The sequence below is a fragment of the Thermodesulfovibrio sp. 3462-1 genome, assembly GCF_040451425.1.
Taxonomy (GTDB): domain Bacteria; phylum Nitrospirota; class Thermodesulfovibrionia; order Thermodesulfovibrionales; family Thermodesulfovibrionaceae; genus Thermodesulfovibrio; species Thermodesulfovibrio obliviosus.
In genome coordinates this window covers 1,748,744-1,765,804 of sequence record NZ_CP144374.1, presented here as the reverse complement: position 1 = coordinate 1,765,804, position 17,061 = coordinate 1,748,744, and the positions used below count along the sequence as shown (strand labels likewise).

The window sequence follows — 17,061 nt, the reverse complement described above, 5'->3', positions numbered from 1 at the left end:
ATGAAAAAAAAGGAGGTGCTATATGAAGATTTTAAGAATTGACATGAGTGACTTAGTAGCAAAGTTTGAAGAATTGGGTGAGTATGAAGGACTTGGTGGAAGAGCTCTTACATCAGCAATTATTTCAAAAGAAGTTGATCCTCTGTGTCATCCCCTGAGCACTGACAATAAACTTGTAATTGCCTGTGGACTTCTTGGTGGAACAGCTGCTGCCATGTCAGGAAGGACTTCTGTTGGTTGCAAAAGTCCTCTTACAGGAGGAATTAAAGAGGCAAATGCTGGTGGACAGGTTGGACAGGTTCTTGGAAGACTCGGAATCGCAGCAATTGTTCTTGAAGGCAAACCAAAAGGAGATGACACATATAAAATTTACATTAACAAAGAGGGAGTCAAGATTGAAAAGGACAACTCCCTTAAGATGCTTTCTAATTATGATTTAATTGAAAAGATGAAAAAGGAATATGGTGAAAAAATAGCTTGTGTGAGCATTGGTCCTGCGGGAGAGATGAAACTCTCAGGAGCCTCAGTAGCAATAACAGATATGGAAATAAGACCTACCAGGCATGCAGGCCGTGGTGGTGTTGGAGCTGTAATGGGATCAAAGGGAGTAAAAGTCATTGTTCTTGATGATACGGGAACAACTCCAAGACAGCCAAAGGATGCCGAAGCCTTTAAAGATGCAAACAAACGCTTTGTCGCCGGGCTTCAGAAACATCCTGTAACCGGACAAGGTCTTCCTGCCTATGGAACTAATGTGCTCACGAACATAATAAATGAAGTTGGTGCATATCCAACTTACAATTTTAAAGAAGGAAGATTTCAAGGAGCAAGGAAAATCAGTGGTGAAGTTGAGGCAGAGCTTGAAAAACAAAGAGGTGGAAATCCAACTCATGGCTGTCACCGTGGATGCGTAATTCGCTGCTCAGGAATTTATCATGATAAAGATGGTCACTACCTTACAAAACAGCCTGAGTATGAGACAGTCTGGGCATTGGGTGGAAATTGCGGGATTGATGACATAGACAAAATTGCGATGATGGATTTTTTATGCGATAACTACGGATTGGATACAATTGAAATGGGTGCGACAATAGCAGTTGCTATGGAAGCAGGACTTCTTAATTGGGGTGATGCTGATGGTGCAATAAATCTGCTTCATGAAGTAGGCAAAGGAACTCCTCTTGGAAGGATTATCGGCAATGGTGCAGCTTTCACAGGCAGAGCCTTTGGAGTTGAAAGAGTTCCTGTTGTCAAAGGACAGGCTCTTCCTGCCTATGATCCGAGAGCAGTTCAAGGCATAGGAGTTACTTATGCAACAAGTCCTATGGGCGCAGATCATACAGCAGGATATTCAATTGCACTTAATGTCTTAAAAACAGGTGGGTTTATTGATCCTCTAAAACCAGAAGGACAGGTTGATCTCTCCCGTAATCTTCAGATTGCAACAGCCTTTATTGACTCAACAGGAATGTGCCTGTTTATAGCCTTTGCTTTACTTGATCAGCCAGAGACAAATCAGGCACTTCTTGACATGCTAAATGCCTTTTATGGCTGGACAATGACTGATAAAGATGTTGTTGAATATGGTAAAAAGGTTCTCAAATTTGAAAGAGATTTTAATACTCGTGCAGGATTTACAAAACAGCATGACAGACTTCCGAGATTCTTCTATAAAGAGCCGATTCCACCACATAATGTTGTATTTCAAGTAAAAGACGAAGAGCTTGATCAGGTTTTTAATTGGTAAAAAATTAGGAGCCTGCATTATATGCAGGCTCCAGCACCTTTATGAAAGTCACAGTAAAACTATTTGGAGGAATAACATCAGCAAAAGATTTTCCAAAGAATGAAGAGGGAGATCTTTTTGTAGAACTTACAGCAGAGAGTTCTGTTGGTCAGCTGATTGATGAGCTTTCATTAAATAAGAAACCTTTTATAATTGTCCTCAATGGAGTCATTCTTCATGACCTAACAATAAAGCTTAAAGATGGAGATGAATTAAGTCTTTTTCCCCCAATAGCAGGCGGATTACTTAATTGAAAATTCTTCTCATAATAAAAATTTTTTATTTTTTCTTGACAAAATCTCTTTAAAAATTTTAAACTGCATTTAACAAAATTAAACAAAGGAGGTTTGGTAATGGACAGGGAATTATTAAACAAAATGTTTGAGTTTCATGGTCACAAATGCTGGGCTTCTGCATTGGGCTTGAGAGCAGGACTGCTTGCATTAGAAAAACTTGGTGTTAAACGGGCCAATGTAAAGGAGCTTTTTGTAATTCTTGAAACAGGATACAATCATGCAGCAGGCTGTTTTGGAGATGGAGTTCAGTTTGCTACAGGTTGCACTGCAGGCAAAGGTAATCTTATTAAAAAACCGAGAGGTAAACTTGCTTTCACACTTATTGATCCCAAGCAGGGCAAACAAATAAGGATGTGCTTTAATCCAAAAATAAGAGAAAAGATTGCGAACTCAAGTTTTATGAAGAAAAGATCAGCAGGAGTTCCGCCAACTGAGATTTCTCCTGAAGAAGTCATGGAAGTTGTAAATCTTGTTCTTGATTCTCCAGTGGAAGAAGTGCTTTTAATTGGAAATGTTGAAGACTCCCATTTTGATCCACCGCATGAAGTCATGGGAATGGCAATCTGCGACATTTGTGGAGAAATGGTGGCAAGACCTTATCTCAGACTTATTGGTTCTGGACAGGCTTGCGAGGTTGGAGAGCTTAAAAAAGTATGCATAGACTGTTCAGGATATGAAGAGGGTTTTGAAAAATGACCTATTTCATAGCATCTCTAATCACCTTTATCTTTACAACAGTGCTGACAATAGCAGGAGTTGGAGCTGCTTTTATTCTTATTCCAGTTTTTGTAGCTCTTGGAGTTCCTCTTCTTACAGCCATGTCAACTGCATTGCTTTTAAACAGCATTGCCATGGCTGTTGCTTCTTTTTATAATGCCAAAGCAGGGCTGATAGTTTATAAAACAGCCCTGCCAATTTTAATCTTTGCTGCATTGCTTTCACCTGTTGGTGCAATTACAGCAGAACATCTTTCAAGAACCCTTCTTTTATGGCTTTTTGTTGGATTTCTCATTTTTGCAGGCTCAATGATGCTATGGTATAAACCAAAGAAAAGAGAGATTTCAGAGCATAAAAAATTGATTATCTACGGAGTTGGAGTTGGTGGATTTGCAGGTTATGTTGGAGGTCTTTTAGGTGTTGGCGGAGGGAATCTCATAGTTCCTGCCCTTGTATGGCTTGGCTTTGACCCTAAGAAAGCTTCAGCTACCACTTCTTTTATCGTTATTTTTTCATCTTTTTCAGGATTTTTGGGTCATATCTCGCTCGGAAACATTGACCACAATCTTTTAATACTATGTGCAATTGGTTCAATTGCTGGTGCTGTTTTAGGAAATTATCTTATGAGAAAAAAGCTTTCTGCTCCGCAGGTAAAAAAGGTGATTGGTGTTGTATTATATATCATAGCAGCAAAAATGATATGGGATTTGATAAAGTAACAGTCCTTTTTTTCTCCTTTTTAAAACTCGGGCTTACAGCTTTTGGTGGTCCTGCAATGGTTGCCTACATTAAAGAACTTGCTGTGGACAGAAATAAATGGCTTGATGGAAAAACATTTCAGGAAGGGGTTGCACTTGCTCAGGCAATTCCAGGAGCAACAGCCATGCAGGTTGCAGCCTATGTAGGACTTAAAACAAGAGGAATTCTTGGCGGAATTGCAAGTTTTATAGGATTTGGTTTGCCTGCATTCATACTTATGCTTATTCTTTCAGCATTATACCAAAAGACACACTCAGTTTCTCAGATAACAGCGATTTTTACGGGGCTACAGGTGATTGTTGTAGCAATAGTTGCCAATGCCACATTAAGTTTTGCAAAACCTGTGATTAAATCAATTGGTGAAATAGCAGTGGCTGTTTTTTCTTTCTTACTTTTTTTCTTTAAAATCAATCCCTTTTTGATAATTATAGTTTGCTTTTTTCTTTCTCAATTAATTTTCAAAGACAGAGCAAACTCTGAAAATAAGAATTCAAAGAGATTAAATTTTAAAGGTATTGGCATTCTCATTTTGATTGTAATCTCAGGATTAATTTTTCTCTTTTTCTTTGACAAAGATCTTTTAACTCTTGCTTTGCTTATGATAAAAATAGATATTTTTGCCTTTGGTGGAGGATATGCCTCTCTGCCATTGATGTTGCATGAGGTTGTTGACAGACTTCAATGGTTAGATGGAAAGACATTTATGGATGGAATAGCTCTTGGACAGATAACTCCAGGTCCAATTGTTATTACAGCGACTTTTGTAGGATATCTTTTAAAAGGTTTTGCAGGAGCTGCTGTTGGTACTGTGGCAGTTTTTACACCTTCTTTTTTAATTATGGCTTTTGCTTCAGAAATAGGTGAAAAAATAAAAAATTCAAAGTTATTCCTCAGAGCGAAAAAAGGACTCTTAGCATCCTTTTCAGGACTTTTACTTTTTGCAACTATAAAGTTTGCTGGTGCAGTAAGCTGGAACTGGCTTAAAATTCTTTTATTAACAGCAGCTTTTATTGGTCTTTTTAGAAAAGTTAGTCTTGTTTATATAATTAGCATGGGCACAGTATTGTCAATCTCTCTTTTTTAGAGGGAATTCACATTAAATCAATCCTTTTCTAAATGATGCCTGCATTTTTCACAGAGCCCGAAAAACTGAATATCTGAGCGTTCAATAGAAAAATTAAATTTTTCTATGAGAGTACTTTTTAAATCTTTGAGAGGATCCTGCTGGTTTTCAAGGTCTATTTCGTAGTCAATAATTTTTCCGCAAATTCTACAGATAAGATGGTAGTGTTCTACTGTTTGTCTTCCAGCTATAAATTCATAGCGTGCTCTTCCGTCTTTAAAATCAAACTTTCTTAAAATTCCAAGTTCTGTAAGAAGTTCAAGAGTTCTGTAAACTGTTGCAAGTCCTATTCCTGGATAAAGTTTTTTGACTTCAAGAAAAATTTCTTCAGCACTTAAGTGGCCTTTTTTTGAAGACAGAAGATTTATTATGGCTTCTCGGGTCTGTGTCCATTTTAAACCGCATTCTCTAAATCTTTTCCTGCAGCACCATCTTTGTTCAAAGGACATAAAAACTCCTTTTTACCAGCTTTGTTTTTTTAATTATACCACAGAAATATCACCATCATTAATCTGTGATTTGAGGGATATGATGCTTTGAATGATAAAATATGAAGATGCTTAAATGGTTTTTTAGAATTTTAATTTTTGCGGTTTTGGTTTATTTTATTTACATAATTGTTTATCCTTTTATCGTGGATGTTTCATTTTTAAAAAGGAAAAATCCAGAGTTGACTGCAATGATGAAGTATCGGATTGAGCAATGGCAAAAGGAAGGCAGAAAAATAAAAATCAAAAAAATATGGATGCCTCTTAATAGAATTTCTCCCTATCTTGTCAAAGCTGTGCTTATTGGTGAAGATGACAAATTTTACAGACATTCAGGCTTTGATATTGAAGGAATAAAAAAGGCAATTGAAAAAGACATAAAAGAAAAAAAACTTAAATACGGAGGAAGTACAATTACTCAACAGCTTGCAAAAAATCTTTATCTCAATCCATCAAAAAATCCAATAAGAAAAATTCAGGAAGCAATAATTACATGGAGGCTTGAAAAAACTCTACCCAAAAAGAGAATTCTTGAACTATATCTTAATGTTGCTGAATGGGGTGAGGGAATTTTTGGTGCAGAGGCTGCATCAAGGCATTACTTCAGGAAATCAGCATCAGAGCTTACAGCAATGGAAGCGGCAAGGCTGGCTGCGTCTTTGCCAAATCCTCTGAGATACAGTCCTGTAGGAAATTCAAGATTTGTTGAAAGACGTGCAAATCTTATTTACTTTATAATGCAGAAAAGAGGGATAATCAAGCAAGAGTATACAGAGCCAGAGGAAAAAGATTCTATGCCTGTTTTACAGGAAACTCCTTTAGAGTCTAATCAAAAGAATGAACCCGACCAGCCTCCTTCAAAATAGCTTCAATTTCTTTGAAGATTGGCAATTTTATAATTTCATTAATTGCAAAAGGAAGCTTTCTCTGCCAGTTAGGGTATTCAGTGGTTGTCCCAGGAAAATTTATCTGCTCTTCTAAAAGTAATATGTCCTCAGGATATAAAAGAAGATATTTTGAGGGAGTTTTTGCAAGAAATTTTAATATGGCTAAAAAAAGCTCTGTCAGAGAGTCTCTTTCCAGCAAATTTTCTTCTTTTAAAAGAGCAATGATTTTTTTTATATCGTTCTGCCTTTCCATAAAAGCATTATGAGCTTGTTTTTCATCGTAAATTTTAAATTTATTTCTCAATTCTATGTCTTTTCCATTCCAGAATCCTTTAAGTGTTGGCAAATCATGGGTTGTTATGCTACATAAAGAATCTTCAGGATAAATACTGGATGACTTATATCTTTCCTGACTTTTTTCAAAATAAAAAACTCTCCATGAGCATATTTTCCTTTTTATTAACTCATTCTTCATCCATTCCTCGGCTGTTCCGAGGTCTTCTCCTATGACTCCTGTCTGGTTTAACTGACTTTCAAGGGCAATAATTCCAAGGAGGTCTTTCCATGGATATTTTACATAGGCACCATTGTCTGGAGAAGAACCTTCAGGAATCCAGAATGCTCTGAATAAACCAAGAGCGTGATCAATTCTGAGAAGTTTTGTTTTCATATTGGCTCTTAAAATCTTTATAAATGGAAGATAAGCCTTTTCCTTTAATTTAAAGGGAATCACAGGAGGTGCTCCCCATTTCTGTCCCTTTGGATTAAAATCATCGGGAGGTGCGCCATATTCTACCTTAAGGGCATAAATCTCTTGATTAATCCACACATCAAAGCTTGATTTAATTGAGCAAAAACCCATATCAAGTAAAACTGGATATTTTTTAATTTCATCAAGTTCACTATCCACAAGCCATTGAAGATATTCATAGAAAAGCACTTCTTTTTCATTGTCTCTGTAAATTTTATTTAGGATTTCTTTGCTGGGATGGCGAAGTTCAGGACTCCAGCTTTGCCAGTCTTTTCCAAATCTTTCTCTCAGAAAACAAAAAACTGAAAAGTATTTTAAATCATCTCTAATCGCTGGGCAAAGCTTATTTTTATAAGCAATGAAATCCATAGCATTTGCATTGATGTAATCCCTGTAAAATGCTTCAAAGTCTTTTCTGAGGCATTCCATTTTTTCTTTCCAGACATAGGGATACTCAAAAATCTTCTCATTTTTAAGTTGCACTGGACACTTTGATAAATAAAGAGGTGTATTAAACTGCCTTGATATGGCTGAATAGGGACTTATTCCATATATATCCTCAGGATCATTAAAATGTAAAGGATTTATGCCTATAAATCCTCCAATACTGTTTATGTATTCAGCCAATTTCCTCAAATGGGAAAAATTTCCTTCTGCACTTTCTTTTAAGCTCCAGAGATTGCATTGAAGCCCCCATATTTTATTTTTATAAGGGACAAAACAATTCTCTGGCACAACTATTAAAACAGTTTCACCGGCTGTTTTTTCTAAAGAAACTCGTAATCTGTAATAACCAATTGGCAAAAAAGGAATGGGAATGCTGTATTTTTTCTCTGCTACAGGTGATAGCTCTACCTTAAAACAAAGAGCATCACCTTTGTTAGCCAATTCCTCAAAAGGAAAAATTTCAATCAGAGCCTCTTTCATTGAAGAGTTTTTCCTAATAAGATTCTCTTTTAGATAAATCTCTACAGGGAAACCTGGCTTAATAACATACACGGGTTCTAAAAAATCAGGATAATTCTTAAAATATTCAATCCAGTGCAGAGACTCTTCAGGGGTAATTCCCATAGCAGAAATTAGCTGAGCCTTCGTTTCAACAGATATTTCAATGTAATTGCCTTTACAGTTATAGTAAAAAGGAATTATTCCAGCTAAATCTGAAAGCTCACATATCAATTGTTTCAGCTGTTTCAAGGTAAAGTTCTCCAGCATCATAGTCATAGGCAAAAAGTTCTGCATATCTTCCCCAGTCTATGGCTGTCTCAAGCTGATTCCATGATTCCTCAGGTGTAAAATGATTCTTAAGAATATCAAGGAAAAACTCCTCAGATACTCTATGTTTTGAAATCGTTGACAGAACCTGCATAATTTGTTTAATAAGCTGAACATTCTGAAGAGCAACTTCTTTAAATATTTCTTTTTTCTCAAGAGTATCAGCCTCTGCCCATTTTTTACCTTTTTCAGTGAGAATAAAGTCACCTTCCTTTATCTCTCCAAAATCAAGTATTACAGAGGCTTCTATCAATGGGAAAATATCATCCACTTCCATACTGAGCTCTGAACTCAGAGCATAAATATCTACTCTTCCACCTTTATCATGAACAAGTTCAATAAGTCCTGCAATTGCTCCAACTTTTGCATGGGGAAGGAACTGGTATCTGCCTGCAGCAAGGAGAAAGGGAATTTCCTCCGGTGATTTTATAAGAACAGTGTATATTTTATCCAGTAAAAATTTGAAATCTCTTGAATTTCTGTCTCTTGGATAGGGCATTTCAATGGGTATTTCAGCTTTCACCTTTCCTGGATTATGACTTAACACAATAGCACGGCTTGACATGCTTACAGCTTCCTCAATATTGTGTGTTACAAGAATAATTGCCTTTGCTGGCATTTTTCCATTTTTCCATAAATCAATAATATCTCCACGTAAATTATCAGCTGTAAGCACATCAAGGGCTGAAAAAGGTTCATCCATAAGAAGAAGTTCAGGTTCAACTGCCAGTGCTCTTGCAATTCCAACTCTCTGGCGCATTCCACCACTTAGTTCTCTTGGATAGGCATCCTCAAATCCGTCGAGTCCAACAAGATCAATTGCTCTCAAAGCTTTTTCATTCATTTCCTGTTCGTTTAATCCCTGTCCTACCAGTCCAACTTTAACATTTTCAAGAACAGTAAACCATGGAAAAAGAGCAAAACTCTGAAAAACTACTGCTATCTTAGCTCTGGCTTTTTTAAGAGGTATTCCTTTATATAAGACCTCTCCTTCAGTTGGTTCCACAATTCCTGCAATGATTCTTAAAAGGGTTGATTTCCCAGCACCAGACTGTCCAAGAATTGATACAAACTCACCTGAATATATTTTGAGATTAATATCTTGTAAAACTGTGATTTCTCTTCCTTTGCCCACTAAAAAAGATTTTTTAATGCCTATGGTCTCAAGGATAATTTCTTTTTCCATAGTTTACTCCAGAATATATTTTGTTTTAGCTAAAATAAAAAGTCTTTTCCAGAGCATTCTGTTTATTCCAACAACAATTAATGACATAAAGCCAGTGGATAGCAATAAAACTCCAAAATTTCCAGAAGCAGAAGACTGACTTATTAATGAACCCAGTCCTGTTGTATGCATTATTTCTCCACCAAAAGAGACATACTCACTTACAATTGTAGCATTCCATGCGCCTCCACTGGCAGTAATCAAGCCCGTAACAAGATAGGGAAATATTCCAGGAAGTATGAGAGTTTTCCATCTTCTCAGTCCTTTAATTCCATAGGCTTTAGAGATCTCAATCAAATCTTTTGGAATAGCACTTGCTCCAGCAATTATATTAAAAAGAAGATACCACTGAGTTCCGAGAAGCATCAGAAATATTGCTCCAATATCAAGTCCTCCACCGAGTTTAATTAAAAATAAAAGAATAACAGGGAAAACTGCTGTTGCAGGAACACTTGCCGCTATTTGGACAATTCCTTGTAGGATTTTCGCAGCCCTTGGATTCAGTCCAATATAAACACCAACTGGAAGAGTCCATGCAAGAGCTATTAATAAAGCCACTGAAACCCTCAGCAATGAATAAAAGGCAGCTTTTATTATAGTTAAAATATCAGTTAAACTGACAGAGGAAATAAGATTGGAAGCCTTCAAAATAGCCCATATAATTACCATTAAAATGATTAATAATGAAACCATCCCCATTATTTTGCTTAGTTTATTAATCAATAGACTTTCTGAAAAAGCAAATTTCCTGTAACTCATTTTTTCCATTTTATTAATTGCGCTGGTAATAAATTCTCTTACTTTTTTAATAAAAACAGAGCCGGAAAAGAGATTTAATATAAGGGATTCTCTTTCTTCTTCTGGTGGAACTGTTTCCAGTCTAAATTTTTGCGACCATACAATGAGAGGTCTCCATACAAACAGGTCAAGAATAATTATCAAAAAAATCATAGTGCCAAGCCCATAAATTACATGCTCAATGTTTCCTTTATTCGCCGCGGTCTGAATATAAGAGCCAATGCCTGGCAGTCTGAAATCTTTATCTTCAAGAATGAACATCTCACATGCCATTAGAAAAAACCAGCCACCTGCTACACTCATCATACTGTTCCAGATAAGGCCTATGGCACTGAAGGGAAGATCAAGTCTTAAGAACTTTGAAAATTTATTCATTTTGAAAACTTTTACTACTTCTCTTAATTCCTTTGGAATGGTATTGATGGAATGATAAAAGCTAAAGGTCATATTCCATACCTGTCCAGTAAAAATAAGAAGAACACAGGCAAGTTCAAGTCCTATTCTTTTGCCTGGGAATAGAGATATCATTGCTAAAACCACTCCTGGTAAAAAAGAAAGCACTGGAATTGACTGGAGAATATCAAGAAGGGGAATCATTATTTTTTCATGAATCTTACTTCTTGATGCAGTATATCCATACCATATTGAAAAAAGGAGCGACAGTAAATAGGCAGAAAAAATTCTTGCCAGAGACTGAAGGGCATATTCTGGAATATTTGAAGGATTTAGATCTATTTCCAAAGTCTTTTCATAAGGAGTGCTCCACTGAGAGGCAATATATATAATGAAAGAGAGAATTCCCAGAACAATCAAAAATACTGCCACATCAATTGCTCTTACTTTAAATGTTTCAGCAGGAATACAGATGGGTATTTTCATTTTAAGCTCCCTTTAAGAAAATCTTACAATTATAAAATAATTCAAGCAATATTTACCATAAATCGAAAATCGTAACTTCTTTAACACTTCGCTCCTCTGGGATTATTACCAGCCTCTAAAATTTTCAATTAAGCCTAATCATAATGAGCAATCTTATGTGACAGGCTTCAGTTGAATAAAAAAATGGCTGCTAAATTCAATTAGCAGTCAAACTTTAAAAATGAAGGAAAAAATTTATCTAATGGCTTAAATATTTTCTACCATCTCCCACACGCCACAAGGGCAGACTCCAGCACAGAAACCACAGCCAATACATTTATTATCATCCACGACATACTCAAATCTTCCATCAGGCTTTTCAACTCTGCTTATTGCACCCCAATAGCAGGTCATTTCACATATATGACAGTCTCTGCATGAGCCACAGGACAGACACCTCTCTGCTTCCTGCTCAAGAGATGATGTAGCACGACATCTTTCGTAGTAGTCAATTTTTATTCTTTCATAAGGAATTCTTGCTCTTAAATCCCTTGTAATAGGAGCATGCATCATTTCTGCATGTAAATATTGAGCCAGAAGCCTTCCATGCCCTATTGCATGAGTTACAAGCCCTAAGCCTGTAACATCACCAATTGCAAAAACCTTTGGATTTGATGTTTGGAAAAACTCATTTATAACAACCCATCCACGCTCAGTATGAATCTGAGGTGGAACAAAATCAAGATCAGGCATATCTCCAATTGCCATGATTACAAAATCTGCATCGAGGCTTGTTCCGTCTTTAAAGTATATTTTCTTTTCCTCGGGAACATATTTTTCAGTAAATTTGGGCCATATGATTTCTACGCCTTTTTGTTGTGCTCGCTCAAGTTCTGCTCCAAAGGATGCTGGTTTTTGAATATCAACTGCAGTTACCTTTGATGCTCCACATAAATAAGCTTCAACCGCAGCATCCATTCCAACATTTCCAGCACCAATTATAACAACTCTTTTTTCTTTAAGATCAAAGGTTTTACCTTCATTTATTGCCCTTAAAAATTCATATGCTGAGATAGTATGTTCTGATCCAGGAAAGGGGATTTTTCTTGGCTTATGAGCTCCAACTGCTATTACGACAAATTCGTATTCTTTACATATTCTTTCAAAAAGCTCTTTCGTAACTCTGGTATTAAGACGAATATCTGGCACAACTTCTTTAAATCTCTCTATTTCCATATGAAGAATTTTCTTATCAAGCCTGTGCTCAGGAATACAAAGCTCTATTTTACCGCCAATTTTATCTGTTGCTTCAAATACTGTTACATGATGACCTTTAAGGCTTAGTTGCCATGCAACAGACATTCCCGCAGGTCCTGCACCAATTACTGCAATTTTGTGTCCTTTCGGTTCAGCTTTCTTTGGAGGAGGAAGCAAAACTGAAGCTTTACCAAATTCCTTAACAGAAATAGGTGAGTCAATTCTTCCACGAGTGCATGCCTGCATGCAAAGATTTGGACAAATCATTCCACAAACTGTAGCAGGAAGAGGACTGTATTCAAGAACAAGTTCTAATGCTTCCTTTACTTTACCAAGTCTAATAAGGGCTGTTCTTTTATGTGTTGGAATATTGGTTGGACAACTATATGCACATGGAGGTAGATATTTTTCATTTGCCCATACAGGCTTGTATCTGCGATATTTTCCAGTTACAATGTATGGAATAACAGTTAGCTCATGGTCAAGGTATTCAGCAAATATACCACCTTGACCAACCTCTTTTTCCCAATAATTTTTCCTGAATTCAGACATTTCAATCTTAAACCATCTTCTCCTTCTTCTTTCTTGAGGTGTATAAGGAACAAGTTTATGCCATTCGTCAGCACTTCTGGTAAGCTCATGATAGTAATCCATCCTGTCTATTGCAGTAAGAAATGGTTTAAGATTTTCTGTGAGCCACTGCCAATCCTGTTCACTTAACTCAAGAAGTTTTACATCTCTTTCACTGTAGCCTTCTATTTTTCCACGAAAATAAATTACACCACCAACCATTCCAACACAGGGTCTGTATCCAAGAACTGTTCTTGGATTGCGGGGGTTTACTCCACAGACTACAGCAATACCACCTGCCTTAAACTCTGCAAAGGAGTCTCCCACATCCCGAAAATACCATGACTGAGGAGGATCAAATCTTGGATTATGCTTTGTCATTGTGTCACAACGAGCACCACCACTTCCTTGAACATAAAGAATTCCCTGTGCCGCAGCATTCCATGCTCCATTTGTAGCATCTCCAAGCACTGTAATTTTTGCACCGCAGTTAAGCCACCCTACATCATCAGAAACTCCGTTTTTTACCACTATCTCTGTGCCAAACATTCCCATTGAACCACATCTCTGCCCAACAGGTCCTTCAACTGTAACTTTTATAGTTTCACCTCTTGGATAGATTCTTCCACCAATTCCGTGCTGACCATCAGCATAGACATGTAAATTTCTTGCACCTTCTCTGACAGCTTCCTGAATATACTCTTCAAGAATTCTTGAAGGAATTCTTTTTCCTTTAACATTTCCGTAAATAATTACAGATTTTTCATCAACCCATTTTACTACTTCTTCATATGGGATGAGGGCTTCATGTAAACCAATTTTTGGCATTTCTCTTTGTGATGTTTTCTTAGCAGGCATAGCTTATCTCCAACCTTTCTGCCATTGCTTTATCATCTATACTTAATCCATCAGACATTCCAATTGGAAGTTCTGTGCTTCTTCCCATTGGTGCGAATATCTTACGAAGTTCAACATCAGCAGCCTTGAATACCTCTACAAGTCTTTCTGCAACTTTATCAGGATCAAGACGCCTGTAAAGTTTAGGGTCCTGTGTTGTTATTCCTCTTGGACACTTTCCAGTATTGCATATATTACAACGATTGTATTCATCTCCAAGACAGTCAGCTGTTGCCTGCATTATGTATTTTCCTACAGCCACTGCCGAGGCACCAAGCATAATAAGAGCAGCTGCATTTGCTGCAAGATTTCCTTTCTTACCAATTCCTCCAGCAGCGATCAAAGGAAGTTCATTCTGTTTGCCCTGTTTTACAAGATCAAGATAACACTCTCTAATGTTTGATGCAATTGGATGCCCCATTTTGTCAAGGGATACATTGTATGCTGCACCAGTGCCACCGTCTTCCCCATCTATGCATAGTGCTGCAGCATAGGGATTCCTTGCAAGATTGTTTAAAACAGCCTTTGCTGTGCGTGTTCCAGAAATTTTTGGATAAACAGGCACTCTAAAGCCAAAAGCCATTGACATTGACTGAATCATCTTCATAACAGACTCTTCAATTGAATACTTTGTCTGATGAGTTGGAGGAGATGGTAAATCAACATACTGAGGCACACCTCTGATTTCAGCAATGAGTTTTATAACCTTTGGAGCCATTAAAAGACCACCATCGCCTGGCTTTGCTCCTTGACCATATTTTATTTCAATTGCTGCAGGATCCTCTTGCATATATGGCAAAGTATGTATTATGCTATCCCATCCAAAATATCCAGAGGCAATCTGCAAAATAAAATATTTTACATATCTTGATTTAAGAAGTCTTGGCGGAAATCCACCTTCACCAGAGCACATAACAACAGGAATGCCTTCAACCTCGTTTAGATAAGCAACTCCCATGGCAAGTCCTTCCCACATTGTTGGAGAAAGTGCGCCAATGGACATGCTCCCAATCATTATTGGGAATATTTCTCTTACAGGTGGAATAAATTTACCTGAAGATTTATCAACAACCAATCTACCGTCTTCAACCTTAAGTGGCAACTCCTCTGGTGGAAGAATTCTTCCAATGTATGAGCGAAGTCTAAATTCATGTCTTGCAGCATCAAGGGCAGGATCTGTAAGCATTGATATTCTCGTAAATTTAAGCCTATCAAGGGTTGACACACCTGGGTCATTTCTTCTTCCGCCTCTTTTGTATCCTTCGCCTCCACGATTTTTATAAAAAAGGAACTTGTTCTGAGGATTATACTCTGGCTCTATTGCATTATTAGGACAAACAAGACTACAAATTGCACAGCCTGTGCAATAATGCTCTATATCATTTACCTGCTCAATTACATGAATTATTCTTCTGACAGGTCTTGGTTTTGGAGTTTCTCCGCTTGATTCAATAACTCTCATGTATTTAACAGCTGGTCTTATCGCTCCCTGAGGACATACGGCTGTGCACTGTCCGCAACGCTTGCAACGGTCTTCTCTCCAACGGATTATGTAAGGAAACTCTTTCAGAGTTAATTTATGATTAAAATCAAGCTTTAAGCCGGTAGCTGGTTCCATACCTTTACCTTCTTTGCACCTGGTGATACAATCACCATGTCATACTTCATTGGATATATATCTTTTAATCTGTCTCTTTCTGGGATAACCTTGTCAAGTCCACAAAGTTCAGACATAAGTGCATATTTGCCTTTTACTCCTCCAACAACTCCAGGTCTTAATTTTTTAGCATCTTGAACCATAAAGCATGTGCCATCAGGAGTAAAACCAATAACCATATTAGGACCATCAATACAAAGCGGACGAAGGGACATCTTTAAAAGTGACAGAGCTTCTCTATCAGGTCTTTGCTCAATTTCCTCCCATTTTAAAGGAGTAATTATATCTTTATAATAAGTAAGCGGAAATCCTAACTGTCTTGCAGAATAATGAAGAATGTGGCAGAACACCTCGCTGTCTGAGTTATATCCCATGTACCCAGGGAATCCTCTACTCATCAAAAACTCTCTTATTGGAACAAAAGCTGTATTTTCACCATTTGTCATTGTACAGTATCCCTGAATAAAGAAGGGATGGCAGGCATAAAGATATATTTGATAATTGGTGTTTTGTCTTCCCTGAGCAAATATTATTTTCGCCTCAAGGTTGTCTTTGTCAAGCCCAAAAAATTCGGCAAGTTCAAGAGGATCACCTACTTCTTTGAGGGTTACAATATCAGGATAAAAAGAAAAAACAAAGATTGATTCATCGGCTTCGCCCATTTTTCTCAGCGTTATTCTTGTATTCATCAAAAAGTCTTCTTTTTCTCTGTCTGATTTATTCTTCCAGTCTTCTGGATAATCATAAACTCTTGCAAAATAATAATCTCTTCGAATGACCCCCCTTACAGGTTTAATCTTAGGCATCCATTCATGGATTAATTTAAATCCAAGCTGTTTCATGTAATCATCAAGAATTTCTTTGCCTTTCCTTGAACAGATTCCTGAAAGTATCGGATATTTTTTCAGTTCCTTAAACTCTCCTCCCAGATTTTTAAGCGTAAGTCCAAGACCTGAGCCATCGTGCCCTTCTTTCATGGTCTCAAGGGCAAGAATATTCTCAATTGGTGAAAAATATTCAGATGATGTAATAGCTGCTAATCTACACATATTTTTATCCCCATCGGCAAAAGGTTACCTTATACTTTTTAGAATATTACTAAAGCTACATTTTTGTCAAATATTTTTTTAAACTTAATTTGCCAAACGAAAATCAAGCTATTTTTAAATTTTGAATCGCCCAAGGCCAGTAGCATATGAGATTCCTCAGAGGCAGAGAGTACATCGAAATGACAAGGTAGTTGAGAAAATTTAAATGTTTCTGAAAAAGGCAAACTCAATAATGATAGTTTTTCCCATGTATGATTGTCATTGCCCTATAAAGTTGCTCAAGAAGTATAAGTCTTGACATTTCATGAGTAAAGGTTAAACAGGAAAGAGAAAGTTTGAAGGAAGCTGCATTATAAACCTCTGTATTCACTCCGTAAGCTCCGCCAATTACGAACTGATGAATAGATTTATTTTTAATAAAATCAGCAAACTCTAAAGAACTCAGGCTTTTGCCATCTCGGTGAAGAAGTATAAAATCTCCTTTTACTGAATTTAAAATTGTCCTTGATTCCTCCTCTATGACTTTGTCTTTTTCGCCATGTGCTTCTTTTAGCTCAATGATTTCAATTTTTGCAAATGAACTAATAATTCTAATATAATGAGAAACTCCATCTTTTATAAATTTTGCTTTTGTTTTGCCAGGATAATATATTCTAAATCTATACAAA

Annotated in this window: 14 protein-coding genes; 6 read left to right on the top strand and 8 right to left on the bottom strand. The window is 36.9% G+C overall.

What is annotated here, in order from left to right; translation table 11 throughout:
• Positions 1 to 22: 22 nt before the first annotated feature.
• The 5 genes from V4D31_RS09210 to chrA all read left to right on the top strand — a co-directional run bounded on the left by V4D31_RS09210 (position 23) and on the right by chrA (position 4,642).
• A complete protein-coding gene (locus V4D31_RS09210; RefSeq protein ID WP_353686144.1) occupies positions 23 to 1,747 on the top strand; it encodes an aldehyde ferredoxin oxidoreductase C-terminal domain-containing protein in 1,725 nt (574 codons plus the stop codon).
• A 41-nt stretch (positions 1,748 to 1,788) separates the two neighbouring features.
• Positions 1,789 to 2,040: a MoaD/ThiS family protein gene (locus tag V4D31_RS09205; protein WP_353686143.1), complete on the top strand. Its 252-nt coding sequence runs from the start codon at positions 1,789 to 1,791 to the stop codon at positions 2,038 to 2,040.
• 99 nt (positions 2,041 to 2,139) lie between these two features.
• Positions 2,140 to 2,778, top strand: a complete 639-nt coding sequence (locus V4D31_RS09200) for an FmdE family protein (protein WP_353686142.1) — start codon at positions 2,140 to 2,142, stop codon at positions 2,776 to 2,778.
• The gene (locus tag V4D31_RS09195) at positions 2,775 to 3,518 is read left to right on the top strand and encodes a sulfite exporter TauE/SafE family protein (RefSeq protein ID WP_353686141.1); all 744 of its coding nucleotides are present in this window, start codon (positions 2,775 to 2,777) and stop codon (positions 3,516 to 3,518) included. The genes V4D31_RS09200 and V4D31_RS09195 overlap by 4 nt, the downstream gene beginning before the upstream one ends.
• Entirely contained in the window at positions 3,500 to 4,642 is a 1,143-nt protein-coding gene (gene chrA, locus V4D31_RS09190; protein WP_353686140.1) for a chromate efflux transporter, read from the top strand. The genes V4D31_RS09195 and chrA overlap by 19 nt, the downstream gene beginning before the upstream one ends.
• Before the next feature lie 17 nt (positions 4,643 to 4,659).
• On the opposite strand, the gene V4D31_RS09185 is transcribed toward chrA, so the two are convergent.
• Entirely contained in the window at positions 4,660 to 5,130 is a 471-nt protein-coding gene (locus V4D31_RS09185) for a transcriptional repressor (RefSeq protein ID WP_353686139.1), read from the bottom strand.
• Positions 5,131 to 5,237: 107 nt separating this feature from the next.
• On the opposite strand from V4D31_RS09185, the gene mtgA reads away from it, so the two are divergent.
• Positions 5,238 to 6,035, top strand: a complete 798-nt coding sequence (gene mtgA / locus V4D31_RS09180) for a monofunctional biosynthetic peptidoglycan transglycosylase (protein ID WP_353686138.1) — start codon at positions 5,238 to 5,240, stop codon at positions 6,033 to 6,035.
• Here mtgA and malQ read toward each other — a convergent pair.
• The 7 genes from malQ to V4D31_RS09145 form a co-directional block, all read right to left on the bottom strand.
• A complete protein-coding gene (gene malQ / locus V4D31_RS09175; protein ID WP_353686137.1) occupies positions 5,995 to 8,004 on the bottom strand; it encodes a 4-alpha-glucanotransferase in 2,010 nt (669 codons plus the stop codon). The genes mtgA and malQ overlap by 41 nt on opposite strands.
• Positions 7,976 to 9,268: a nitrate/sulfonate/bicarbonate ABC transporter ATP-binding protein gene (locus V4D31_RS09170; protein ID WP_353686136.1), complete on the bottom strand. Its 1,293-nt coding sequence runs from the start codon at positions 9,266 to 9,268 to the stop codon at positions 7,976 to 7,978. Before V4D31_RS09170 ends, malQ begins: the two co-directional genes overlap by 29 nt.
• 3 nt (positions 9,269 to 9,271) lie before the next feature.
• The gene (locus tag V4D31_RS09165) at positions 9,272 to 10,984 is read right to left on the bottom strand and encodes an ABC transporter permease subunit (RefSeq protein ID WP_353686135.1); all 1,713 of its coding nucleotides are present in this window, start codon (positions 10,982 to 10,984) and stop codon (positions 9,272 to 9,274) included.
• A 246-nt stretch (positions 10,985 to 11,230) separates the two neighbouring features.
• Positions 11,231 to 13,648, bottom strand: coding sequence for an FAD-dependent oxidoreductase (locus V4D31_RS09160; RefSeq protein ID WP_353686134.1), 2,418 nt, complete (start codon positions 13,646 to 13,648; stop codon positions 11,231 to 11,233).
• A complete protein-coding gene (locus tag V4D31_RS09155; protein ID WP_353686133.1) occupies positions 13,638 to 15,305 on the bottom strand; it encodes a glutamate synthase-related protein in 1,668 nt (555 codons plus the stop codon). The genes V4D31_RS09160 and V4D31_RS09155 overlap by 11 nt, the downstream gene beginning before the upstream one ends.
• Entirely contained in the window at positions 15,284 to 16,393 is a 1,110-nt protein-coding gene (locus V4D31_RS09150) for a glutamate synthase (protein ID WP_353686132.1), read from the bottom strand. The genes V4D31_RS09155 and V4D31_RS09150 overlap by 22 nt, the downstream gene beginning before the upstream one ends.
• A gap of 226 nt (positions 16,394 to 16,619) precedes the next feature.
• Entirely contained in the window at positions 16,620 to 17,060 is a 441-nt protein-coding gene (locus V4D31_RS09145) for a 23S rRNA (pseudouridine(1915)-N(3))-methyltransferase RlmH (RefSeq protein WP_353686131.1), read from the bottom strand.
• Position 17,061: the final 1 nt, after the last annotated feature.